Origin of the sequence: Nocardia sp. NPDC050710 (genome assembly GCF_040654375.1) — a bacterium.
GTDB lineage: Bacteria > Actinomycetota > Actinomycetes > Mycobacteriales > Mycobacteriaceae > Nocardia.
This window is the reverse complement of record NZ_JBFAHV010000017.1, coordinates 151,308-172,783: the sequence shown is the minus strand read 5'-3', so window position 1 is coordinate 172,783 and position 21,476 is coordinate 151,308. Positions and strand designations below refer to the sequence as shown.

General features: G+C 64.9%; 22 protein-coding genes and 4 pseudogenes. 10 read left to right on the top strand and 16 right to left on the bottom strand.

Annotation, left to right across the window (positions count from 1 at the left end; translation table 11 throughout):
* Positions 1 to 96: 96 nt before the first annotated feature.
* From AB0H61_RS25960 to AB0H61_RS25945, 4 genes and pseudogenes are all read right to left on the bottom strand, one after another.
* Positions 97 to 552, bottom strand: coding sequence for a DUF4259 domain-containing protein (locus tag AB0H61_RS25960; protein ID WP_357309211.1), 456 nt, complete (start codon positions 550 to 552; stop codon positions 97 to 99).
* Between the two features lie 165 nt (positions 553 to 717).
* Positions 718 to 981 (bottom strand): annotated as a pseudogene (locus AB0H61_RS25955) (type 1 glutamine amidotransferase domain-containing protein); the annotation flags it as partial.
* Between the two features lie 300 nt (positions 982 to 1,281).
* The gene (locus AB0H61_RS25950) at positions 1,282 to 1,944 is read right to left on the bottom strand and encodes a hypothetical protein (protein WP_357309208.1); all 663 of its coding nucleotides are present in this window, start codon (positions 1,942 to 1,944) and stop codon (positions 1,282 to 1,284) included.
* A gap of 62 nt (positions 1,945 to 2,006) precedes the next feature.
* The gene (locus AB0H61_RS25945) at positions 2,007 to 2,180 is read right to left on the bottom strand and encodes a winged helix-turn-helix transcriptional regulator (protein ID WP_357309205.1); all 174 of its coding nucleotides are present in this window, start codon (positions 2,178 to 2,180) and stop codon (positions 2,007 to 2,009) included.
* Between the two features lie 84 nt (positions 2,181 to 2,264).
* On the opposite strand from AB0H61_RS25945, the gene AB0H61_RS25940 reads away from it, so the two are divergent.
* From AB0H61_RS25940 to AB0H61_RS25930, 3 genes and pseudogenes are all read left to right on the top strand, one after another.
* Positions 2,265 to 2,414 (top strand): hypothetical protein, encoded by a 150-nt coding sequence (locus tag AB0H61_RS25940; protein ID WP_357309202.1) that lies wholly within the window; start codon positions 2,265 to 2,267, stop codon positions 2,412 to 2,414.
* Between the two features lie 140 nt (positions 2,415 to 2,554).
* On the top strand, positions 2,555 to 3,451 hold the full coding sequence (locus tag AB0H61_RS25935) for an alpha/beta hydrolase (RefSeq protein ID WP_357309199.1): 897 nt from the start codon (positions 2,555 to 2,557) through the stop codon (positions 3,449 to 3,451).
* Positions 3,452 to 3,654: 203 nt separating this feature from the next.
* A pseudogene (locus AB0H61_RS25930) lies at positions 3,655 to 4,067 on the top strand (helix-turn-helix domain-containing protein); the annotation flags it as partial.
* Between the two features lie 306 nt (positions 4,068 to 4,373).
* Here AB0H61_RS25930 and AB0H61_RS25925 read toward each other — a convergent pair.
* The 3 genes from AB0H61_RS25925 to AB0H61_RS25915 all read right to left on the bottom strand — a co-directional run bounded on the left by AB0H61_RS25925 (position 4,374) and on the right by AB0H61_RS25915 (position 7,700).
* The gene (locus tag AB0H61_RS25925) at positions 4,374 to 5,543 is read right to left on the bottom strand and encodes a cytochrome P450 (protein ID WP_357309196.1); all 1,170 of its coding nucleotides are present in this window, start codon (positions 5,541 to 5,543) and stop codon (positions 4,374 to 4,376) included.
* A 245-nt stretch (positions 5,544 to 5,788) separates the two neighbouring features.
* A complete protein-coding gene (locus tag AB0H61_RS25920; protein WP_357309193.1) occupies positions 5,789 to 6,364 on the bottom strand; it encodes a GNAT family N-acetyltransferase in 576 nt (191 codons plus the stop codon).
* Between the two features lie 460 nt (positions 6,365 to 6,824).
* The gene (locus AB0H61_RS25915) at positions 6,825 to 7,700 is read right to left on the bottom strand and encodes a helix-turn-helix transcriptional regulator (RefSeq protein WP_357309190.1); all 876 of its coding nucleotides are present in this window, start codon (positions 7,698 to 7,700) and stop codon (positions 6,825 to 6,827) included.
* Between the two features lie 145 nt (positions 7,701 to 7,845).
* Between AB0H61_RS25915 and AB0H61_RS25910 the strand changes: the two genes are divergently transcribed.
* Entirely contained in the window at positions 7,846 to 8,190 is a 345-nt protein-coding gene (locus AB0H61_RS25910) for a transposase (RefSeq protein ID WP_357309187.1), read from the top strand.
* Between the two features lie 38 nt (positions 8,191 to 8,228).
* Complete coding sequence (locus tag AB0H61_RS25905; RefSeq protein WP_357309183.1) at positions 8,229 to 9,173, top strand: integrase core domain-containing protein; 945 nt, start codon at positions 8,229 to 8,231, stop codon at positions 9,171 to 9,173.
* A 133-nt stretch (positions 9,174 to 9,306) separates the two neighbouring features.
* On the opposite strand, the gene AB0H61_RS25900 is transcribed toward AB0H61_RS25905, so the two are convergent.
* A complete protein-coding gene (locus tag AB0H61_RS25900) occupies positions 9,307 to 9,663 on the bottom strand; it encodes a DoxX family protein (RefSeq protein WP_357309180.1) in 357 nt (118 codons plus the stop codon).
* 76 nt (positions 9,664 to 9,739) lie between these two features.
* Between AB0H61_RS25900 and AB0H61_RS25895 the strand changes: the two genes are divergently transcribed.
* On the top strand, positions 9,740 to 10,084 hold the full coding sequence (locus AB0H61_RS25895; RefSeq protein ID WP_357309177.1) for a helix-turn-helix domain-containing protein: 345 nt from the start codon (positions 9,740 to 9,742) through the stop codon (positions 10,082 to 10,084).
* 214 nt (positions 10,085 to 10,298) lie between these two features.
* Positions 10,299 to 10,703, top strand: a complete 405-nt coding sequence (locus AB0H61_RS25890) for a hypothetical protein (RefSeq protein ID WP_357309172.1) — start codon at positions 10,299 to 10,301, stop codon at positions 10,701 to 10,703.
* Positions 10,704 to 10,724: 21 nt separating this feature from the next.
* On the opposite strand, the gene AB0H61_RS25885 is transcribed toward AB0H61_RS25890, so the two are convergent.
* The 4 genes from AB0H61_RS25885 to AB0H61_RS25870 all read right to left on the bottom strand — a co-directional run bounded on the left by AB0H61_RS25885 (position 10,725) and on the right by AB0H61_RS25870 (position 14,235).
* The gene (locus AB0H61_RS25885; protein WP_357309278.1) at positions 10,725 to 10,952 is read right to left on the bottom strand and encodes a hypothetical protein; all 228 of its coding nucleotides are present in this window, start codon (positions 10,950 to 10,952) and stop codon (positions 10,725 to 10,727) included.
* A 296-nt stretch (positions 10,953 to 11,248) separates the two neighbouring features.
* On the bottom strand, positions 11,249 to 11,431 hold the full coding sequence (locus tag AB0H61_RS25880; RefSeq protein ID WP_357309276.1) for a tyrosine-type recombinase/integrase: 183 nt from the start codon (positions 11,429 to 11,431) through the stop codon (positions 11,249 to 11,251).
* Between the two features lie 105 nt (positions 11,432 to 11,536).
* The gene (locus AB0H61_RS25875) at positions 11,537 to 12,910 is read right to left on the bottom strand and encodes a PQQ-binding-like beta-propeller repeat protein (RefSeq protein ID WP_357309169.1); all 1,374 of its coding nucleotides are present in this window, start codon (positions 12,908 to 12,910) and stop codon (positions 11,537 to 11,539) included.
* On the bottom strand, positions 12,907 to 14,235 hold the full coding sequence (locus AB0H61_RS25870; RefSeq protein ID WP_357309166.1) for a hypothetical protein: 1,329 nt from the start codon (positions 14,233 to 14,235) through the stop codon (positions 12,907 to 12,909). Before AB0H61_RS25870 ends, AB0H61_RS25875 begins: the two co-directional genes overlap by 4 nt.
* A gap of 739 nt (positions 14,236 to 14,974) precedes the next feature.
* Here AB0H61_RS25870 and AB0H61_RS25865 point away from each other — a divergent pair.
* Positions 14,975 to 15,577: pseudogene (locus AB0H61_RS25865) on the top strand (SDR family oxidoreductase); the annotation flags it as partial.
* A 420-nt stretch (positions 15,578 to 15,997) separates the two neighbouring features.
* Here the strand turns inward: AB0H61_RS25865 and AB0H61_RS25860 are convergent.
* From AB0H61_RS25860 to AB0H61_RS25850, 3 genes are all read right to left on the bottom strand, one after another.
* Complete coding sequence (locus tag AB0H61_RS25860) at positions 15,998 to 16,183, bottom strand: hypothetical protein (protein WP_357309273.1); 186 nt, start codon at positions 16,181 to 16,183, stop codon at positions 15,998 to 16,000.
* A 219-nt stretch (positions 16,184 to 16,402) separates the two neighbouring features.
* Positions 16,403 to 17,362, bottom strand: coding sequence for a hypothetical protein (locus AB0H61_RS25855; RefSeq protein ID WP_357309163.1), 960 nt, complete (start codon positions 17,360 to 17,362; stop codon positions 16,403 to 16,405).
* A 466-nt stretch (positions 17,363 to 17,828) separates the two neighbouring features.
* Positions 17,829 to 18,887: an endonuclease/exonuclease/phosphatase family protein gene (locus AB0H61_RS25850; RefSeq protein ID WP_357309160.1), complete on the bottom strand. Its 1,059-nt coding sequence runs from the start codon at positions 18,885 to 18,887 to the stop codon at positions 17,829 to 17,831.
* Between the two features lie 220 nt (positions 18,888 to 19,107).
* Between AB0H61_RS25850 and AB0H61_RS25845 the strand changes: the two are divergent.
* Both AB0H61_RS25845 and AB0H61_RS25840 read left to right on the top strand, forming a co-directional pair.
* Positions 19,108 to 20,374 (top strand): annotated as a pseudogene (locus tag AB0H61_RS25845) (IS3 family transposase); the annotation flags it as partial.
* On the top strand, positions 20,348 to 21,187 hold the full coding sequence (locus AB0H61_RS25840; RefSeq protein WP_357309270.1) for an alpha/beta hydrolase: 840 nt from the start codon (positions 20,348 to 20,350) through the stop codon (positions 21,185 to 21,187). The pseudogene AB0H61_RS25845 and the gene AB0H61_RS25840, both read left to right, overlap by 27 nt.
* Before the next feature lie 119 nt (positions 21,188 to 21,306).
* On the opposite strand, the gene AB0H61_RS25835 is transcribed toward AB0H61_RS25840, so the two are convergent.
* The gene (locus tag AB0H61_RS25835) at positions 21,307 to 21,474 is read right to left on the bottom strand and encodes a hypothetical protein (protein ID WP_357309157.1); all 168 of its coding nucleotides are present in this window, start codon (positions 21,472 to 21,474) and stop codon (positions 21,307 to 21,309) included.
* Between the last annotated feature and the right edge of the window lie 2 nt (positions 21,475 to 21,476).

The following is a 21,476-nucleotide window of genomic DNA, read 5'->3' as shown; positions in this document are numbered from 1 at the left end:
ACCAGATGTTCTGAGCCGGACACGCTCCCGACCGCCGGCCACCACAGCGTGGCCACATCGCTCCGTGCGCACAGCGGCAATACCGGATGTTGGTTGCTACGGCCACAAGGTTGGTTGATCTACTCGAACATCCATCGAATCGAGAACTTTCCGAAGGTTGGCAATACTCGCGAACGCCAGGTGCTGTCTGTCGGCCTCGGCGTCCGACCAAAGATCACGCCATTCCGAATGCTCATCCAGCACCCTGTCCAAGGCCAGGACCGCAAGCTCGGCGACATCGCTGCCGAGTTCGACCGCACCGCCCTCAGTCAGAAAGTCGGGTGCGTACACCGAAGTGATCGGTTCCCCACCGGGGACTGTCGAAGCCACGAGTGCGGCCGCGGCAATAGCCGCGCATGCGCGGGTACTGCCGAGGTAACCGGTCTCCTCGGCTACCGCTGCCAGCGCCTGCCGGATCATGTCCGCCCGCGCGTCAGGGCTGGTGCGCTCGAGCTCGTCGCACCAATCGGCGGCACAGTCGTTGTCGAACGGGCCGGTGTCCCAGCTACCCATCTGCATCCTCTCGTCCCTGGGCAGCAGCCTAAGCAGGGAGACGGACACACGATAATCGGCTACTTAACACTGGTGCCAGGACTTGATCCCGGCCAGGATCGGGTCCAGGTGCCCCGGTGAGAAGCTCCCTAATCGGCTGCCCACCAGTGTCATCGGTGTGGCTCTCTAATGGCTTGCGTCCCACCGGGTTACCGGGTAGGTGCGGTAGTAGCGGCCCAGTTTCCACGCCGTGCTCAGGTAGGCCGTCCGCTCCATATATTTCGGCAGACACGTGGTGCGGCGACCTGCCAACACGCTGCGTCCGGTGCCATCCATTGTTCTGGCCAGCACCACGACCCTGTGGCAGATGGCGCCGACAGGTCTGGCCGATGCCCAGTATTCGGCGACGCGCTCCTGAAGTAGCGATGAGGACAGATAGTGACGCATACCCGACCCGCGCCCAAGTCGGCTTCGACCCCGTCACGGTGGGCGGCAGCAACCCCGACGCCGCCGTCGTCGAATTCGGCCTTGTGGGTGTGATCGCCCATTGGGCCGGAAGCGTTTTCCTTCCCCTGGGCTTCGGCGTCGCACTGACCTTCACGGCCATCGCACTGCCACTGCGAAGCAGGTTCGCGACACCACGGCCACGTAGCGAACCTCTTTTCCACGACCGAGTCCGGGTACCTGTCGGCCGCCGCCTGGGAAGGAACTGCTGCATATCACACGAACTCAGCAGCTTACCGAGCGGCGTCAGGCTACGGCCGAGAACTCGTCGGCGAGGGTGTTCCAGAACATGAGCTCGTAATTCTGGAAGAGCCTGGCGTATAAATGCGCCTCGCCCGGGTTCAGCCGCCCGGTGTCGAGTCCGGCTTGGATGGCGGCGAGGGCCCGCTGTTCGATCTCGGAGACCTCGCCAGCGAAGAAGTCGAAGAACGCGCACGCGGAGTCGCCGAAGTCGTAGTGGGTGCGCATCGCCTCGGCTACGGCCTTGCAGTAGCGGCCCCATGCGGTGAAATTCGAGTAAATACCCGCTGCGGCGGCGGAGGGTTCGGCGTGCATCGCCAACCAGGCGACATAGGCCGGATATGCCTGGCAGCCCGCCCTCGGCAGCTCCATGCCCTGGTCGGGTCCCACCGCCGCCACCAGCGCATCCAGCATGCCGTTCGCCTGCTGCTCGCCCGATGGGAGCCCGCCGAAGAAGACTCTGACGTGCGGTTCGTCCGCCCGCGCCGCCATGGCGTGGAAGCTGCGCCAGTCGCTGCTGATGATGCGCTGCTGCTCCGCCGCGATCGCCGCGAAGACCGCCAGCGGCGCCTTCCCCGCCGTGATCAGCGGGATCAAGCGGTTGTCGTCGTCGTGCGGGCCCAGCTCCGCCTGAATACCGTCGAGCAGTGCACGGGCGGAAACAGTCATCGGAACCTCCCTATCGGACGGGTATCTCTGTCTATTCAACCGCCCCGCGACAACTATCGCGGTCATTCGGTTTCGTCGACGCCGTGTTCGACATCCCAGCGTTGCCGGGCCGAGGCGATGACGTCCGTGTGATCTCGCGACCAGTCGGCGAGCGCGCCGATCGCCGCGGCGAGACTATGTCCGGTCTCGGTGAGCCGATACTCCACCTGCGGCGGGATCGTCGTCGAGGTGACCACCCTGCGTAACGGACTCTACGCCGAAGTGCCCGTCGGTCTCGCCGTCGCGGGAGCGGCACATCCGCCGAATCCGGTGTATTCGCAGTGCCATTCGGCACCGGCAAGATCTCGGTGGTTGTGCGCGAGGATCTCGCCGAGGTGACTGTGCGGGTGGCCGCCGAGACCGAGCGCGATCTCGCCGCGGGGCAGCACAGCAGACATGTGGGCGAGGTGCTGGACCGTGCGGTGAGCTGACCCGATAGCGGTTCGTCTCGAGTTCCTTGTGCCGATCATCTATCCGCGGCCAGCGGCGTAGCGGGCGGAGTTGTCGGGAACGAATCGCTGATCACCGCAGACGGTGGTTCGGTAGCCGCCCGGCGAACTATCGTGACCGTATGCCCGTTACCGACGGTATTGCTGTTTCCGAACCGCCAGTCATACCCGGCGTGCGCCGGTCGTTCAGCACCGCCCGTGGCGTTCGATTCCACGTCACCGAAGCCGGCCCGGTCGACGGTCGTCCGGTTGTGCTGCTGCACGGCTGGCCACAGCACCATTACACCTATCGGGATCTGCTCGCCGACCCGCCCGAGGGACTCCGGATCATCGCGCCCGATCTACCGGGCTACGGCTGGTCGGGCCCGCCGCCACATCGATGGGCAAAGGAAGACATCGCCTCCGATGTGCTTGCGCTCCTCGATGCGCTGGGCCTGGAGCGCGTGCTGCTCGTCGGACACGACTGGGGCGGTTACATCGGATACCTGATGGTGCTGCGCCAGCCCGAACGCTTCGACGGCTATCTCGCACTGAACATGGCACATCCATGGGTACCGGCGACAACGGTGTTGCGACACATCTGGCGCTTTCTCGTCTACCAACCGCTGGTCGCCATTGCGGGCGTGCCGTTACAACAGCGCACCCGCCTCCTCGAACGGCTCATCGGCGCCGCGATCACCGACCACAGCGCCGTCGGCCCCGACGTGGTGCGAATCTTTGCCGACCGCTTCCGCGATCCGGTCTGCGCTCGCTCCGCCACCGACACCTACCGAACGTTCTGGCTGCGCGAAATCCCGAACAGCGCCCGCAATCCCGAGCGCCGCCGCGCCACTGTGCCCATTCACGCACTTTTCGGCGTGGACGATGCCGCTATCCATCCCTCCCTCGCCGCAACCGAAACCGCCCGCGCCGACGACTACACCTTCGAACCCATCACCGGCTGTGGACATTTCATCGCCGACGAACGCCCCGACCTGGTCCGCGCCCGCCTGATCGAACTGGCGGCGACCACGACATAGCGAACGACCGCCGTAACAGGGTTCGACGTGCGATTCGCCAGTGAAGTCGGTTTCGGCGTTTGGGAGGCGGGTCGTGCCACCGTCGATCGCGCGGAAGGATCGACCGGGCGCATCGGGCATTAAGCGCAGATGAGCTGGCGTACTTGGAATCTCATGCCGCACACCATGCAGTTAGACCCTCGAGTGCGATCGCGCGTGGTGTGATGACCGAGGACGCGGCGGCGGAGGCGGGGGTGTCCTCGCCGGTCGGGTTCCGATGGTTCCGGCATGCTGGCGGCGTGAATCCTCGTTTGCCTCAGTCTGTTTCGGATCGGTATCTATCTTCGGGCGAGCGGGAGGACATCGCGTTGCGGCGGGCTCGTGGGAGGGAGTCCGTGAGTTCGCTTGCTGGCTTGGTCGTAGTCCGTCGACGATCTCGCGGGAGTTGCGCCGCAACGCCTCGACCCGCTCGTACTGGCTGAACTAAAGGGCCTCGAAAGCGCAGTGGCATGCCGAACGTCGTGCCCGGCGCCCCGAGATCGCCAAACTTGTCGCCAACGACCGGCTGCGCGAATACGTGCAGGACAAGCTCTCCGGGGTCGTCCGGAGTGCCGACGGGCGTGCCGTGGCCGGTCCGGTCGGTCCGGAGTGGGTGTCGGTTTCGGCGTTGGACCACACCACGCCATCGACGTAGTCGACGATCTTGTCCCACCACGACGGTCTCCCCGAATCCCCGCCATACAGGTTGGGGATCTCGGGACTTTTCATCCACTCCAAAGCCCCCGGCGGAAACGCGATGTCATCCGAGGCGCCACCGATGACCGAGAGCTGGTTGGAGTTGGTCGAGCCATCCAGCCGGTAGCAGAATCATCCGTATTCAGCGGGGTCCCAGAAACGGGTCGGCTTGTTGGTGATGATGAACCGCAATGCCTTGATCATGATGTCACCTCCTTCCTGGGGCTCGGTCGGGCGCGGACAGGGCTTGTGGGGCACGCCGCAGGGTGAACGGCCTGGGGGTCGCGGCATTGGTCACGATCGGGCGCGTATCACCGCCGCCGATGACGCGCAGAGAGGTGTTCTCGATGAGGGTGGTGGCCGCATCGGTGACCAGATCGTGGGCGACCGCGGCGCCGGCGCAGGTGAAGGGGCCGGAACTGAAGGGCACAAATGGGCCGTGTTCGCTCGGTCGAATCCAGCGGTCGGGTTCGAATGCCCCTGGTCTGGTCCAGTGTTTGTTGTCGTGATGGAGCAGATAGGGGCTGACGGACAGCATGTCGCCGGTCTGGAAGGCGATCCCCCCGAACTCGGCGGAATAGGGGACGGGACGGCTGACCATCCAGGAGACCGGCCGGTGCCGCAGGGCCTCACGTACCACCCAGTCGACGGGCCAAGGCCATGGTGAGCCGGGAGAGTGGAGACTGCCCAGCAGCACCGACCACGCGAGCGAGTAGCCCAGCGGTCCCACAATGGACCGGAACATCAGCACATACAGCTGCGCCACCGTTGTATCGGCGACGCCGTCGGGGCAGGCACCGATCACGGCATCGAGCAGATCCCGTGGTTCGGCTTCCGCAGTGCGGCCGGTGGCGCTGCGCCGGTCGCGGATCTGCTCATTCAGCGCGGTGGACAGCTTGGCGCGCAGCAGCTGGGCCCGCGCCCGCTGCGCCATTCGGGCCGGGCGAAGCGGGCCCACGCGTGCATTTCGCTCCAGCAACTGCCGCAACTCGGGAGAACCATCGGGGTGCAGCAACACGTCCGCGGTGCACCGATACACCAGCTCGACCCCCGCTTCGGGCCAGCGGGTGACGGAGGGCATTTCGATCACCGCCGCCGCCAGGGACTCGCGATACTCGGGCGTATGCGTCCGCAGAATCGCGCGCACGGCGCGGCCGAAATCGACCTGAGCAGACCGCGAAGGCAGCATAGAACCGAAGAACCCGGACTTCCCCGCATTGAAAGCGCGGTCATTCAACACCGTCAGCGCCAGACCCGTATCGCCGACACACCACCCGCCCCACGGCAGCCGGAACACCTCTACCGGGCTGGTCCGGCGCAGATTCTCGAGGAAACCCAACGGATCACGCCGGAACCGGCGCATCTCTGCAAAACCCATCGGACGGTCCTCTCATGGAGAGGGTGAGCGATTCATCAGATGTTTTCGAGCGGATTTATCCACCGGCTGTGCGTACAAACGCAGATCAAGCACAGTCCCGACTAATTTTACAAGCGAGGCCGTGGAGGTCGACCACGAGGCGAGTACCCTGGCACCGCCGGGGGCTATCGAACAATGTGCCAGCAGTGATATCGGTTCACAATCACCCGCGACCGCCGGCAACCGGTCATTGAGGTCTAAGCGGTTCAAACCCGATCCGCCTCGGCGAGGGTTCCCGTTGCCAGGCGCGCGTACATGTACATGTCGCGGCGTCGATTGCCGACCTTCTGCCACGATCTGAGGAGCCCTTCGCATTCGAAACCGGCTCTCTCCGCAGTGCGGATCGAAGCGCGGTTCCAAGGTTCCACATAGAGCTGGAGCCGTGGGATATGCAGCTCTTCCAGCGCCCAGGTAGCCATTGCCGCCAGAGCATGCGCGGCGACGCCATGGCCGCGCGCAGAGCGGACCACCCAGTAGCTGAGCGATGCGCGGCCTTCGTCGATGTCCTTCAACCACAGGCCGATACTTCCCAGTGATGTGTTGTCCCGTCGCCGGACGATCACCATCGGGTATCCGGTTCTATCGGTCGCTCGTTGCCACTGGCGTTCGACAAACCGCGTTGCGGCCTCGCGCGAAAAGGTCGCCGACACCGTGGTTATAGGAATCAGGTCGTCGGCAGAGGCTTCCCTGACAAGCTCGAGGTCTGCCGCAGACAACGACCACGGGCGGAGTTCCAAGTCTGCCGTGGCTCTCAGATGCGGTACTTGCAGAGCATCGTCCATGGTCAGCCTCCCCACAATATGCAAAGGATATCGGCCCGTGTCACCATTACACTTCCATTTCCGAGTACCGCAGGCACACGCCGACCCCCGCAATTCGATCGCCTCCGGCAGGCATCGGCCGGTGCACCGCGCGATAGAGGACGGAGCCGAGCCGGAAAGCTGGGCAGGTCGGCGGCTACCCGTCCCGGTAGTACCGAACTCCTCGGGCTGAAAAGGCGCTACTTCGATCCGGGCGAACGTCACCTCGCCCGGCGAAAAGTCGCCAATGGTATCGGCGCATGGATGCTGTCACACGTGACACATCTCGGTAATGACCCTGCCGGGCCAGCGGATTCGTGACCGTCGTCAGAATGGCGGCTGGTGAGATCGCGTATTCGACTGTCGACTTTGTCTATGCGCAGCGGTTCGTGGTCGGGGATTGAGGTTGCTCCGGTCTTCCGGACTACGCAAGCCCGAAATATCAGCGTTCCTCAGTGTCCAACCGTTCAGCACGCCGCGCACGAGGGTGTTCCGCATCGGAACCGCCGGCCCCCGGGTTCATAGGCGGAGTCTGCGACCCGGTCCACGCGGCGAGCAGCCGCAGTGCGGTCTCCGACGCCGAGCCTGCCTCGGCGGTGTAGATACACAGCGTCTGGTCGGGATCGCCTAGCGAGACGCATTCGTAGTCGATAGTGAGATCACCGACGAGGGGGTGGTGATAGCGCTTGCTGCCGTGACTGCGTTCGCGAACGTTGTGGTCGGCCCACCAGCGCCGGAATTGCGGGCTCTTGACCGCCAGTTCACCGACGAGTTCGGCCAGCAGCGGGTCGTCGGGGTGACGGCCGGCATCCAGGCGCAGGACCGCGACGTTGTCCCGGGCGACCTCTTCCCAATCGAGGTACAGCTCGCGGGCGGACTCGTCGAGGAAGGTGTAGCGCAACATGTTTCGGTCCCGGGGCGGGAGCGCTTCGAAGTCGGTGATCAGTGCCCGGGCGAGATGGTTGGTGGCGAGGATGTCCATGCGGCGGCCGAAGACGAAGGCAGGCATCACGTCGTCGAGCGTCTCGAGGATGCGGCGGATCCCGGGACGGACCCGCTGCACTCGCGCCGGAGTCCGGCGCCGGGCGCGCCGCGGATTCGCCCGGGCGATCTGGAAGAGATAGGAACGCTCGACCTCGTCCAGGCGCAGGGCGCGGGCCACGGCGTCGAGGACCTCGTCGGAGACGTTGATATTGCGCCCTTGCTCGAGGCGGCTGTAGTAGTCCACGCTGACCCCGGCAAGCAGGGCCGACTCTGCACTCCTAAGGCCCGGAGCAGCCCGCACGATCGGCGGCATGATCGGATAGGACTGCCGCATCTGCGACGTGAGGTTGCAGCAAGTTTGTCAAGAAGGGCCTGCTGCACGACGAGGTGACAGTGCATAGATTTCTAGCGAGTCAAACTTTCTGGCAGGGTTGCTCGGTTTACGCTCCGGGCACATCGAACCAGGAAGGAGCCGGTCTGTGGCGAGATCGCGGCGGTTGAAGATTCCGGTCGAGGACAAGGTGCGAGTGGTGTTTTCGGTGCTGGCCGGGGAGATGGATGCCGCCGAGGCCGCTCGCCGACGCGGGGTGAGCACGGCATCGGTCGGTAAGTGGAAGCAGGCGTTCCTGGAGGCCGGGACCAATGCGCTGGACGAGGTGTCAAGCGGCCCGGCCGGGGCGCAGGGGACGCCAGAGCAGCGGCGGTTGCGGGTGGAGAACGAGCAACTGAAGTTGGCGCTGGCCGAAGCGACGGTGCAGTTGCGGGTCTGGCAGCACGGCGCCGCCCTGGTGGACCAGGTCCCTTCGCTGACCTGGAAGCCCTGAGAGCGGCAGAGCGACTGCCGGTTTCGAGGTTCGCTCGATTGACCGGCATCCCGGAGCGCACCTACCGACGGCGGCTGGCCCGGCTCCGAAACGGTGACCCACCGTATGGTCCATTGCCCGCGCCGAAGGTCGACCGGTTCGAACCGATTGCAGCGAAATACGCCGAGGAATGGCCGGCGTGGGGGCATCGCAAGATCGCGGTGCTGGTGCGCGCCGACGGCGACGAGGTCTCGACTTCGACGGTGCAGCGGGCACTGCGGCGGCGCGGACTGTTGCTGCGCAGGGCTATCGGGCGGACCGTAAGTCGTGGGCGATGCTGCGGCGCAAGGTGTTCCACGATCCACCGACACAACGGAATCGAGTCTGGCAAAACCGATTTCAGCGAATTCGAAACCAGCGGTGGCGGCATCTGGCGGATCCGCGCGGTCATCGATTACGCGACGAAATACTGCCTGGCCATCAGCGTGACTCCGACGGCCCGCAGTGCCGACGCGCTGGCCTGCCTGCGGCTCGCTGTCACCGAGGCCGAGCGGATCCTCGACGTGGACGACCTGCGTGCCGATCGTGGGCTGACCGAGGTCCTCGTGCCGTGCGGGGAGGTGCTCGGCATGGCGCCCGCGCCGATCGCGGTGGTGTCGGACAACGGCCCACGCTTTCGCGGTGAGGTGTTCAAGACCGCGTTCGCCGGACCGGATCCGCTGCTGCGACACGTCCGCACGCGGGTGCGATCATCCCAGACAAACGGTGTGATCGAGCGGTTCTTCGGCACCTTGAAATACGAGCACTTGTTCCGTGGCATGATCGCCGACGGCGATGCCTTGGACATGGAGGTTCACCGCTTCCGGGTCATCTACAACACGATCAGGCCACACCAGGTCATCGACGATCAGGTACCCAGCTCAGCCTTCACGGCTGCGAGCAGCCGAAAACCGCTCGATACGCGGCATTTACGGATACTTTTGCTGACTGTAGTCAGCCTGTGAACTTCGTTGCCTTACATCATCGGCAGCTCCATGCCTTTGATTCGTGGAAAGATTCGTGAGTACATGGCCCGGTCGCCTTCTCGTGGGGAACTTCTCCGCGACTTCAGCCAGCGGCCGAGGTAGAAACGCGGGCTCAGGCGAGGAGAACATTGAGAACGAGCACGACTGACGTCGCGATCGAGAACGCGAGGAAGACCCCGGCTCCCAGCAGGTTCCGGTCGCCGCTGCGGATGTGGGCAACGATCGCGCCGCCGAAGTAGAGCACCAGCCCGATCGCGGCGGCGATCGCGAAGGGCGGGAACCAGATGCCCCAGATGAGACCGGCCGTCGCGGCGATCTGCAGGCTCCCGAGCACGGTGAGCTGGGCAGTGGTGAGGTGGACCGCTTCGGCGAATTTGCGTAGCCACGCTGGGCGGACGAACTTCATCACTCCGGAGTGGAGCATCGCCACAGCGAGCAGGACGGACAGGATCAGGGCTGTGATTTGCATGATGACAACGCTAGGAATCCGATAGGTACCCTTTGGTAACCTTTGGGCCGTGAGCCCTCCTGCTGAAATCATGTTCATGTCCGACTGTCCTGCGCGTACAGCAATCGAGGTCATCGCGAACAAGTGGTCCGTAGTCACTTTGTATGCGCTCAAAGACGGCCCCAAGCGGCACAGTGAACTTGTCGCTCTGTCCGGCGGGATCTCCCGGAAGGTGCTAACCCAGACCCTCCGCCGCCTGCAGAGCAACGGCCTCATCGATCGACAGCGGTATGCCGAAGTGCCCCCACGGGTGGAATACAGCCTGACACCGCTCGGCCGGACGCTCCAGGAGCCGATAGCGATGCTGACGGAGTGGGCGCAGGCGCACGGAGAAGCACTCGTCGACTTCCAGGAATCGACAGCCGCGAACCAGGCGCACTAGGGTTCCGGACAGCCCACACCTTACGTGTCGCGAACGAACGCTCAGGAGACACCCTGATGCTGTCGGTTGCCGGGCCGAACGCCCTCAACTCGCCATTACCGACCGCTCTCGAGCGATCTCACCAGCCGTGGCATCAACCATGTGACCAGCCAGATCCTGCCAAGATCTTGACCCAAGACAGATTGGCGGTTGATGTCAAGATGACAGGAGCTTCATGAAGTCGTTCACGTGGACGCCTACCCACGTGGTATTCGAGGACTGGAACCATCATTCGAAATGGAAAGCCGCGCAGTCGCCGGTGCATGTCCTGTTCGACGACACCGAGCGAGTAGACCTGATTCCTTTTGGATCGTCGAGGTCGTTGTGGTGGTGCCAGCTCATCATTCGAGGAAGGCAGCCCGACCCTATGAATGACTTGTACTCGTTCACCTACGACACCCGCCGCGATGCGAAGAAGATCGACGACATGCAGGCGCGTATTGCGCGCGGCACAATCCGGGTGGCGGAGGGCCTGCCGGGCAGTCAGCCGCTGACCCCTGACCAGCAACAGCGTGTGGCTGACGCTCTTCGGCGTGGTAGTCGCGGTTGGTTTCTTGATGGATTCTTCGGCGGCGAATAAGGGCAGGGACTGCGGGCGCAATCAGGGGACGTTCGCACTGCATCCGGCGTTCGGCGCACACAGACTGTGTAACCGACATCTCACCCCGGCCAAAATAGCCACTTCCTCGCGCCGCAGCCCCGGCGTGCGCCTGCGTCCGCCGCCGGGCAGACCGACGTCGGCGGGCCGCAACTCCGCCCGCCGGGCCACCAGGAATTCCGCGAAGCCGTTGCGACTCCCGGATCCGCCCTTGTGTTCCATGCGTTCCATCGTGCCTCGTCCTCGGACTTTTATCCGCGCCCTGCCAGATCCAGGACAAACCGCGGTCTGGTTGCCCGCGGTGCGGGACGAGGATCAGCGTTCCCGCTGGACTTCTTCGAGGCCGAGAAAGCCGACCGTGACATCCAGGTCCGCACCGTCGACTTCTTGGTGGAGCTCGAATACTAACGGCCACAGCCGATATCGGTTGTGGCACTTCTCCGCGCACCCCCGGGAACGTGCCATTGTCGGTTGCCCGTTCCGGCTGTGAAGCTCGAAACCGGCACCCCGGCCGGGATGTTCTGGTCTCACCCAACTTCGGCGCGGGGTTGTTGGCGTGCCGGTCGAGGTTGGTTCGAGCGCGGTCGTAGCGCAGGGTCGTCGGCGGGTCGGCATGGCGAGCCGCCGATCTGAACATCACGCAGGTCGGCACCAGCGTCGAGCAGGGTTGTGACGAAGGTGTGGCGCAGCATGTGCGGGTGCCCATGCAGGTGCGGTAGAAGCCGGTCACCACCGTGCTCTTGTTGGTGCTCGGACTCGGGCCCACGCCGGAACGTTTGAATCGGCTCTGGCCGCGAGGAGTTGGCGATTCGGTGTCAGTGTTCGAGGGGCCGGAGTCCGATTATTGTTCGGGCGCTGGCGCAGGTGTAGTGGCCCTTACCGTGTGCGGCGAGTTGGCTGGGTCCGGTGAGGGCCTCGGTGTCGGTGTTCACGGCGAGGAATGGAATGTCCCAGGAGATGGCGCCGGTTCGGGGGTCGATTGCCCAGAGTCCGGTGTAATCGGAGAGGACCACGGTGTGGCCGTCCCAGCTCAGGATCGTGCCGAAGCGGGTGGTGTCGGTCCGCCACAGCCGGTGTCCGGTGCGTAAGTCGAGGCCGGTTGTGGTGTGCGCGTCAGTGTCTCGTAGGAGCGCGACGTCGCCGAAGATCGCCGCCGCGGTGCCGGTCGTGGCGTTGGTTTCCCGGGGTGCGGAAATCAGGTCGGAGCTGGTCCAGAGGAGGCTGCCGGTGCGGCGGTCATAGCCGCTGTCGCCGAGCAGGACGGGGACGGTGTCGTCGGTGGGCAGGTCGATCGAAAGGGTTTGGGCGACTGTGCTATCGGAGGTGGCAATGGTGCGGCCGGCGCGGTCGAGGAGGTCGCTGCCGGTGATTTCGTGGCCGCCGCATTCGGTTCGGGCGCGCACGAGCAATGCGCCGCTGGTTGCGCCGGCATCGGAGCATCCGTCCTGGGTGGTGGTCCAGGTCGGCTTCCCGCTGGCGAGGTCGAACCCGGCGATATCGGCGCCGAGGGTGAAGACACCCTGGCCGTGGGACACGTCCAAGGCGTCGAAGGGCAGGTCTTCCCACAACGTACCCATGGTGAATGCCTGAGACCAGTATGCATCCGGGTCGGCGAGGGTGCCGGCGTGGACGCGCACGTCGTCGGATTCGACGTCGCCCTCGGCGACGTACACGCGATCATCGAGTGTCGCGATGGCGAAGGGAAACCACTTCGTCGGTGTGCGGGTGGCATCTCCGGTGGTGAGGTCGTAGCCGACGAGTGCTCGGTCGGAGCTGAAACATACGACCTGGCCATCGACAGGGGTAGACCCGCAACCGGTCAGGTCCGCGGCGGGGGTCTGCCAGCGCTTCGCGCCGGTGCCCGCATCGATGCCGACCAGCACCGGATCTCGCAGGTACATGTCGTCCGGCACACCGAGCACCGTCACAAGTGTGTCACCACCGTCGACGAATCCTGATCCGTGGGTATCGAATTCGGTGCCCGCTCGCGGATCGCGGAACTCCGCGCCTGCTCGTCCGAACCCGGCAGCGCTTGTCGACCACGCGAGGCCGGGAGCGGAGTCCGCGGTGCCGGTGATCTTGCGCGTGGTGTCCTCGGGTTGTAGATGGACCACCACCGCACCGGCAGTGGCGACTACGGCCGCCGCAGCGGCGAGCACGAGGTTGCGCAGCCCGGGAATCGTTCTCATCGCGACACCTCCAGTCCCGGATTCGAGGCGATCGCCTCGAGTAACTCGAATGGCAACGGCTCGGCGGGACCATCGCCGGAGGTGACCTGGATCCGGGTCCCGGACGGGCGGGTGACGGTCACCGTGCGGGTCGTTTGCGTGGGGGGTGACGGCTCCATCACCGTGCTTCGCGATTCGCGCGTTTCGACCACCGTTTCGTCCGGCAGCCGACGTGACGTCGCGCCGTCATTCGGCGAAAGCTCCTGCGGGAGAGGCTGCCCGGTCGTGATCGCCACGCTCAACCGTGATCGACGGCCAGGTGTGGTCACCCGAACTACCTGGCACACCCCGCCTGTGCTTGCCGGTAGCAGCGCTCCCAGCGGCGGGTCGAGGGTCAAGCCGTCGAGTGGAATCTGCGCCAGGACCGCGTCCCATCGACGAGCCTGGGCCTGATCGATGGCGGAGGAGGACTCCGCCCAGATATTGCAGGACTCGGGTGGGTTCGGCGTTCCGGGCGGAACCGGGGCGGTGACGCGGAGTCCGGGGACGGTGACGAGCGCGACGAGCTCGTCGATGGTCAGCGGGACGGTTCCGGTATAGCCGTTTCCGTCAGCGGCGTCGTCGGTGGCGTAGGCGTGGGCGACGGAGCCGTCGGGCAGGTAAGCGGTGGCCGAGCGGAAGAGGGTGCGAACACCATTCGTCTCGGACCAGGTGTCGTGGGTATCGACGATCGTGCCGTCGGGAAGGCGGCGTCTCTCATCGAGATCGCCGGCGACGCACGGCGGGATCGGCCTGGTGGACTCGCGAACGGTCACCGACAGCGAGCCCGATCGGTCGCCGCGCAGCAGCGTGGCGCGCGCGTCGGTCCAACCGCCGAACCCCTTGTCCTCCGTGGGGTCGTCGAGGATCGGCTGGAATACCAGTGACCGATCCACCGGTGCGAAGGCGATCTCGACACCAGCGGGCAGCGCCGCACGCAGCGCCTGCGTCATCGCGACGGCCTTGGGCCCGGAGAACCACGGATAGGACGGGTTGTCGTATCCGGGTGTTTCGAAGGTAACCATCGAAAACCCTTGCCCCGGCTGTGGCGGCTCCACGACATCACAACCCGGGATCTGCACCGGAAATGTCACCGGCGGAGTGACATACGAATATTCGGCCGGTTCCGGCGGCGGCGCCGAAGTGGTGGGGGTGATCGGTGCGGTCGTCAACTCCGGCTCCCGCTCGTACAGCAGCCCGGCGACCAGGTAGCCGGTCGCGACGATCGCCACACATGTCAAACCCACCGTCCAGTGCTGAACGGCGGGGGAGGGTGCGGTCGCGTCCTTGTCATCACCGTTTTCCATGTCCTGCATTGTGTCTGCCCGTTCGAGATCTGAGAAACGTCGAGGTAGCCGTTCGGCAGTTGTGTGGGACTCGGGACGCGTGCAGCGGCGTGACCGAGGGATCGTCGTACCAAGCGGCACGCGCTGGACCAGCAAGAGGAAGCCCAAGCCCGTAGCTCCGCCCTGGAGGAGGACAGCTACTCCGGTACCGCCATTGTCGCGTCGGTGCGCTGGCCCTCGGAAGTCGCAGACTGAGTCCACCTCCCCTGGGTCGCGAAGCCCGTGTTCGTTCGGATACGCGCTTCTTGGCATTTCAGGATGCTCGGACCGACTCGGTGGTGATTATTTCGGTCGAAGACCGATTTCCGGACGGGAGAGGTGACGGTGACCAGCTCCCTTCCTGGCTCGAGCCTTTGAGGGAGTGTGTAACCAACATCTCCCCCCGGCGAGCTGGGCGACTTCCTCGCGACGCAGCCCTGGCACCCGGCGTACCCCGCCCGTTCCGCGATCTGCATGTCATCGACGTTCAGGCGCGCGCGGCGGGTGCGTAAGAACTCCTTCAGCTCGGCATTGTGCTCCATGGTTCCAGTCTGACGGTCACGGCGGCCACACATCGCAACCAAGGTCGGTCTGCTGGACCCAGGTTCGCCGGACCTAGGTCGAGCAGGGCGCAATTTGGCCGGCCGCGGGCCCCGTTCCCGCTGTTGTATCGAGTACGCGGCGCATCCGCCGCGGACGACACACAGGAGAGATCACACCCATGACTACTCACAACACCTCCCCGCTCGCCGGCCGCGTCGCCGTGGTGACGGGCGCCTCGAGCGGCATCGGCGCCGCGACCGCCAAGCGGCTGGCCGCGTCCGGTGCGACGGTGGCCGTGCTCGCACGCCGGGCCGATCGGCTCGAACTCCTTGCCGAAGAGATCGCGCACGCGGGCGGGACGGCGCTGGCCCTGACCGTCGATGTCACCGATGCGCAGGCCATGCGCACCGCGGCCGAGCGGGTGGCCGCCGAACTCGGTACCGCCGATCTGCTGTTCAACAATGCGGGTGTCATGCTGCCCGCACCCGTCGAGGAGCTGCCGGTCGAGCAGTGGCAGCGGCAGATCGACCTGAACGTGACCGGCCTGATGAATGCCATCGGCGCATTCCTACCGCAGTTGATCGCCGCGGCCGCGGACAAGGGCGTGGCCGACCTTGTCAACACGTCCTCGATCGCCGCGCAGAACCTGTTCCCGAATTTCGCGGTGTACTCGGGCACCAAGGCCTACGTGACGCACCTGTCGCGGACCCTGCGCGCGGAACTCGGCGCCAAGGATGTCCGTGTCTCCGCGATCGAGCCGGGCATCGTCGGCAACGGAGCTGCAGAACCACGTCACCGACGCTGGCGCCCGAGAATGGCTCGAGGGTTCGAAACAGGAGATGACCTGGCTCGATCCGCAAGATATCGCCGAGGCCGTCAACTTCCTGGCGTCCCAGCCTGCGCACGTGAACCTGCAGCAGGTCACGATCATGCCGACCCGGCAGCCGTCGTTCGACGAATGGGCCACCCTCACCAACCTGGTCGACGCCGGGCCCCACGTTCACGTCCACACCGGATAGACAATCCCGCAGGCTGTCGCCGCTTGCAGGATGCCGGTGTGGTCGGCAAAGTAACGGATGACCGGGCCGTGGACCCCAGTCGCCGTGAACCCTCAGCGCGTAGGTGCGTGCCAGCAGTCACCGTTGGTGGTGGACAGACTCACGTCGGTCCATCACCGCCGGGTAGCGGTGGCCGGATGCGGTCAAAACATCTCCAACTCTCCCACCGCCAAATTCCGCACCACCGTCCGACTCGTCGGCACCGCCACATCATCCAACGCCCACAACGACGCGAAAACCTCACTCTCCGAACACAACTCCGTGACGAACTCCTCCCACCCCGGATCCCCCAGATCCTTCGCGTACGCCCCACGCAAGTACCCCACCATCCGCCGAGCCCTTTGCGGTCGCCGTACTGGGTGTCGGCGTAGTGTCCGTCGTCCGCTACCCGGAAATGGGGCAGCGAAGACGTCGTGAGCCGGTGGGACACAAATGACGCGCGCCGGTTCTGCCGCTACGGATTCGACGAGGTCCGAATGAGAACAACAACCGGCCGACGTTGCAAGCGGCAGCCGTGGCGTTTCGGGAGTGTCGACGTTGGTGTCTGCTCAATGCTTGGCGTCGACCACGAGTTCGGGTTGGGGGCTCGCAGCACCGACGAGGTCGCGGCGGCGAACCACCACAAGCCCGGTGAAAGTCACGTAGAGGTCGCCGCGTGAGCGGATGTCGGCGGGAAGACTATTGCCCATACCGATCGCGTCTCGGAACTCGGGGCGCATTCCGTCGCTGCCGCGGATCTGGGCCAGGCCGCACACGAGTTGGCCGAGGGTGGATCCGATCCAGGCGGGGAGCGCCACCAATTGGATGGGCATGAAGGTCCAGAAGAAGAATGTCGCGGCGAGCTCAGGGTCGCCGTCGATGAGAAGTGCCACCGCTCCGCCCGCGGCGGGAGTTATGACCATAATCAGGACGAAGTCCACGACGCTGGAGATCGCTTTGCGTAGATCGCGTGAGGATGGATAGCGCGGATCTCCTTCGGCGCCATAATATTCCGGTGTTCTGGGTTGCTGGGCCGCGTGCTGGTCGGGGTGCATCGCGAGGTCAGCTCGGTAGACAATGAGGTCGCGACGCCGGACTACTACGAGATGGGGCGCGAGGGTATGTATGCCGCGGATCCGGAAGGGGATGGTCGGGTGACGCACAATGGCGCGGGCGATGTCGCGGATGCGCGGGCGGGCCGCGTCACTGCAGCGAACGATGGTCAGCCCGCATACTAACTGGCCGATGCTGGCCCCGATGATGCTCGGAAGTAAGAAGTACTGAGCGAACGTCAGGAACAGGATGGCTGGGAACCCGCCAAATATCACGACATTTGAGCCGAGGCCGTACACAGTGATCAGCAGCTGAACAACGCCAGCGGTCGCGACGAGTATCAACATCAGGTCGGCGATGTTGGCGACAATACTGCGGAGCCGACGCGGCGACGGGAACCACGGATCGCCCTCGGCCCCAAGATATTCCGCTGCACCGTGCGTCGCGCCGCGCCGCCGACCCCCTCCGAAACTCACCGCGCAATCATGGCACACGGCATTAGGCGGAGCCATCCTGCGAACCTGTGGCGGTGACCGTGACGCACAGCCGTGACCACGTAACGGCTGTGCGGCACGGTGACGACGGTACGGCACCCGCTTCGCCGGATCCCCGACAGCGCCGCGGCGGGCCTGGTAGTCGCGCTGACGACACGTCGAAGAGCAATGCCGGGCATCAGCGTGCAGCCGTCTGCCGCCGGGATAGATCCGCCACCCGCAGCCGCGGGCAGATCACCCCGATCTCTGGGTTCCTCGCCGGCGAGATGGGCGCGGCCAGCACGGACGATCTGGGGGTATAGACCCGCTCCCGCTCGTAGCGGCGGCGGTAGGCACGGGGTCAGCAAGCCGCCGAACAACAATCGGTGTCCTAACCCTCGCAACCCAGCGGACATCAACCTGGGACAGCCCAAAGCGGCCCCAAACCCGGGACGGTTCATCCTCTCTGTCAGTCGGCGAGTTGGTATGTCGCGAAGATGCCTTTGTGGTCGCTGCCCCACTGCGCTGGGCAGGCAACGAAATTGTCCTGGGTTGGTTGTTGGAGTCGGGTACCGCGCACGATGGACCCGCGTGGGCCGATGATGCCGACCGCAGATAGGCACAACGCGGCACCACGAGCGAAGATGTAGTCGACGCGGTCGCGTTCGTCGGCCTCAGGAGCCCAGGCGAGCTCGGAGACATCCACATCGACGTTATCCGACGGCCAGGTGAGTCCGGGGTGGGTGGCCGGGTCCGGGTACATCGATCGGTAGGCATCGATGAAACCGGCTTGTTGCAGGCGTCGAGTGGTCTCCCACGCCAACACCACACCGTTGTGGTCGAACAAGTTCGCAGTGGCGGGCGTCCAATCCAGCAGGGACGGCTCGTTCAGGTCGCCACCGATGATGACCGAAGACCCGTCGGCGATCTCGGCTTTCGCGTCCGCGAGAAAGTTGCTGATGACCTCGGGGCGGCTCGAGGCCGCATTGATGCGCTCGATCACGGCAGGGTCGGTCATTGGGCCTTCCGGCAGCTTGTTCCACTCGTGCTCGGCGAACTCGCCCGACCCCGGGGCCCCGGGTCCGTACCCTCGGGGCAGGTTGGAGGCATACCAGCGATACTCCAGATGCGCGGAGTAAACGCTGAGGCGCTTTCCGTCGATGTTCAACCGCGCCTTGACCATCCATTGCAGATCGGCGCTGTCCTGGACCGGGAACACCGACAGAATTCCGGTGTCGTGCGAAGGGACGGCGTTGAACTCGTGCCCCCGCCGCACCAGTTCGGCCGCGACGGCCGTCGTCGCTTCGGTTGCCTCCGAGAGCAGCACGACCGAGGCCTTTGTCGAGACGATGAGATCGGTGATCAGCTGAATACCATTGGAGATCTTGCTGCCGCTGTGCCACGTATTCAATGCGAGCACCCGGATCTCTCGTGCCGCGGGGGCAGCAGCGGCAACGGACATCACCGCACCGGCCGCGAGCGCTCCGCCGGCCCCTGCCGACCCCAAGTCATCATCGCTTCGCATCATCAACCCATCATGGCCTCCTGGCCGAGGTACTGGCACCGGTGCGTCGTCCCAGTGAGGATCGCTTCGGTTTCGGCAGGATCGATGACCTGGTGTCCCCTGCGTGTCAGGCTGAGTTGAGTCCACTGGTTCACAGCAAATCGGCCTGACGCGGGGCGAGATACGGATCAGCATTTTCATGACCAGTACGAGGGTCTCGAGGGGCGCCGACGACAATGGGCGGATGGGTTCACAAGGTCCGCGCGGTGACGAACCGAAGCGGCGGCGCGCGTTCAGCGTCGCCGACAAGCTCGCGCATCTGCAGGCGTATGAGCAGGCGGTCGAACACGGTGAGGGCGGGGCGTATCTGCGGGGCGACGGCTTGTATTCGTCGTTGATCAGTGAGTGGCGTAAACAACGCGACGCGGGGGTGCTGGCGGGCAAGAATCCTGGTGAAAGATCGGCAAGCCAACTGCTGAGCAGGCTGAGATCGCGCGGCTGCGTCGAGAGAACCAACGCTTGAACAAGCGGTTGGCGACTACCGAGACCGCGCTCGACATTATGGGAAAAGCACACGCTCTCTTGGAAACTCTCTCCGAGAGAGCGGATTCCGACGAGCAACGCAAGAAGCGTTGACCGGTGCGTATGTGTCACTGACCGGTGCTGGGATCTGCACCAGGGCGGCCGCGGTATTGACCGGGCTGGTGCGCTCGACCGCGATCCGCCGGACCAGCAACACCACCGCGGCGGTCCGGTCCCGGGCCGTGGCGGGGCCGGACCCGGTGAACAAACTGACCGCATCGGAGCGTCGCCGGATCCTGGAGGTTCTCGACAGCGATCGGTTCGTCGATCTGGCTCCGTTGCAGGTCTATGCACAGTTGCTCGACGAGGGCGTCTACTTGTGTTCGGTATCGACGATGTATCGGATCTTGCGCGATAACCGGCAGGTCAAAGAGCGGCGCCGGGTGGCTCGCCATCCGGCGAAGGTGTGTCCGGAACTGGTCGCCACCGCGCCGAGGCAGGTGTATTCGTGGGATATCACCAAACTCGCCGGTCCGGTCAAAGGCCGATATTTCGACGCCTACGTGATGATCGACATCTACTCCCGCTACATCGTCGGCGTCCACGTCCACAACTATGAATCCGGTGTCTTGGCAACAGAATTGATGAAAGAGATCTTCGGCGTCCACGGCATCCCACAAGTGGTGCACGCCGATCGGGGCACATCGATGACCTCCAAGTCCGTCGCCACGTTGCTCGCCGACCTCGAAGTCACCCGATCGCATTCACGGCCGCGGGTGTCCAACGACAACCCCTACTCCGAATCACTGTTCAAGACCTTGAAATACGGACCGGAATTTCCGCAGCGCTTCGGAACTCTCACCCAGGCAAGGCAATTCATGAACTCATTCGCTGCGTGGTACAACCACGAACACCGCCACACCGGCATCGGACTACACACCCCCGCCGATGTCCACTACGGGCTGGCCAGCGGCAAAGCCGCCGACCGGCAGTCGGTACCGGCTGATGCCCGAGCGGTCGACGGTCGTCCGGTTGTGCTGCTGCACGGCTGGCCACAGCACCATTACACCTATCGGGATCTGCTCGCCGACCCGCCCGAGGGACTCCGGATCATCGCGCCCGATCTACCGGGCTACGGCTGGTCGGGCCCGCCGCCACATCGATGGGCAAAGGAAGACATCGCCTCCGATGTGCTTGCGCTCCTCGATGCGCTGGGCCTGGAGCGCGTGCTGCTCGTCGGACACGACTGGGGCGGTTACATCGGATACCTGATGGTGCTGCGCCAGCCCGAACGCTTCGACGGCTATCTCGCACTGAACATGGCACATCCATGGGTACCGGCGACAACGGTGTTGCGACACATCTGGCGCTTTCTCGTCTACCAACCGCTGGTCGCCATTGCGGGCGTGCCGTTACAACAGCGCACCCGCCTCCTCGAACGGCTCATCGGCGCCGCGATCACCGACCACAGCGCCGTCGGCCCCGACGTGGTGCGAATCTTTGCCGACCGCTTCCGCGATCCGGTCTGCGCTCGCTCCGCCACCGACACCTACCGAACGTTCTGGCTGCGCGAAATCCCGAACAGCGCCCGCAATCCCGAGCGCCGCCGCGCCACTGTGCCCATTCACGCACTTTTCGGCGTGGACGATGCCGCTATCCATCCCTCCCTCGCCGCAACCGAAACCGCCCGCGCCGACGACTACACCTTCGAACCCATCACCGGCTGTGGACATTTCATCGCCGACGAACGCCCCGACCTGGTCCGCGCCCGCCTGATCGAACTGGCGGCGACCACGACATAGCGAACGACCGCCGTAACAGGGTTCGACGTGCGATTCGCCAGTGAAGTCGGTTTCGGCGTTTGGGAGGCGGGTCGTCCCACGGTCGATCGCGCGGAAGGATCGACCGGGCGCATCGGGCATTAAGCGCAGATGAGCTGGCGTACTTGTAATCTCATGCCGCACACCATGGCAACAACGCCGTCGGCGCCGACACCACCACTCAGGTAGATCAAGTAACCGACGCGATTGATGCAGCCGGCGACCGTTTCGGCGCAATCGACATCAACATCAACACCGCAGGCATCCAAGG

Bases quoted from the DNA above. Each gene is read 5' to 3' on its own strand.
- AB0H61_RS25895 (WP_357309177.1), top strand. From the start codon at position 9,740: ATGTCCGACTGTCCTGCGCGTACAGCAATCGAGGTCATCGCGAACAAG.
- AB0H61_RS25960 (WP_357309211.1), bottom strand. From the start codon at position 552: ATGGGTAGCTGGGACACCGGCCCGTTCGACAACGACTGTGCCGCCGAT.
- AB0H61_RS25860 (WP_357309273.1), bottom strand. From the start codon at position 16,183: ATGGTGGGGTACTTGCGTGGGGCGTACGCGAAGGATCTGGGGGATCCG.
- AB0H61_RS25885 (WP_357309278.1), bottom strand. From the start codon at position 10,952: ATGGAACGCATGGAACACAAGGGCGGATCCGGGAGTCGCAACGGCTTC.
- AB0H61_RS25920 (WP_357309193.1), bottom strand. From the start codon at position 6,364: ATGGACGATGCTCTGCAAGTACCGCATCTGAGAGCCACGGCAGACTTG.
- AB0H61_RS25850 (WP_357309160.1), bottom strand. From the start codon at position 18,887: ATGATGCGAAGCGATGATGACTTGGGGTCGGCAGGGGCCGGCGGAGCG.
- AB0H61_RS25950 (WP_357309208.1), bottom strand. From the start codon at position 1,944: ATGACTGTTTCCGCCCGTGCACTGCTCGACGGTATTCAGGCGGAGCTG.
- AB0H61_RS25900 (WP_357309180.1), bottom strand. From the start codon at position 9,663: ATGCAAATCACAGCCCTGATCCTGTCCGTCCTGCTCGCTGTGGCGATG.
- AB0H61_RS25890 (WP_357309172.1), top strand. From the start codon at position 10,299: ATGAAGTCGTTCACGTGGACGCCTACCCACGTGGTATTCGAGGACTGG.
- AB0H61_RS25875 (WP_357309169.1), bottom strand. From the start codon at position 12,910: ATGAGAACGATTCCCGGGCTGCGCAACCTCGTGCTCGCCGCTGCGGCG.
- AB0H61_RS25870 (WP_357309166.1), bottom strand. From the start codon at position 14,235: ATGGAAAACGGTGATGACAAGGACGCGACCGCACCCTCCCCCGCCGTT.
- AB0H61_RS25935 (WP_357309199.1), top strand. From the start codon at position 2,555: ATGCCCGTTACCGACGGTATTGCTGTTTCCGAACCGCCAGTCATACCC.
- AB0H61_RS25915 (WP_357309190.1), bottom strand. From the start codon at position 7,700: ATGCGGCAGTCCTATCCGATCATGCCGCCGATCGTGCGGGCTGCTCCG.
- AB0H61_RS25925 (WP_357309196.1), bottom strand. From the start codon at position 5,543: ATGGGTTTTGCAGAGATGCGCCGGTTCCGGCGTGATCCGTTGGGTTTC.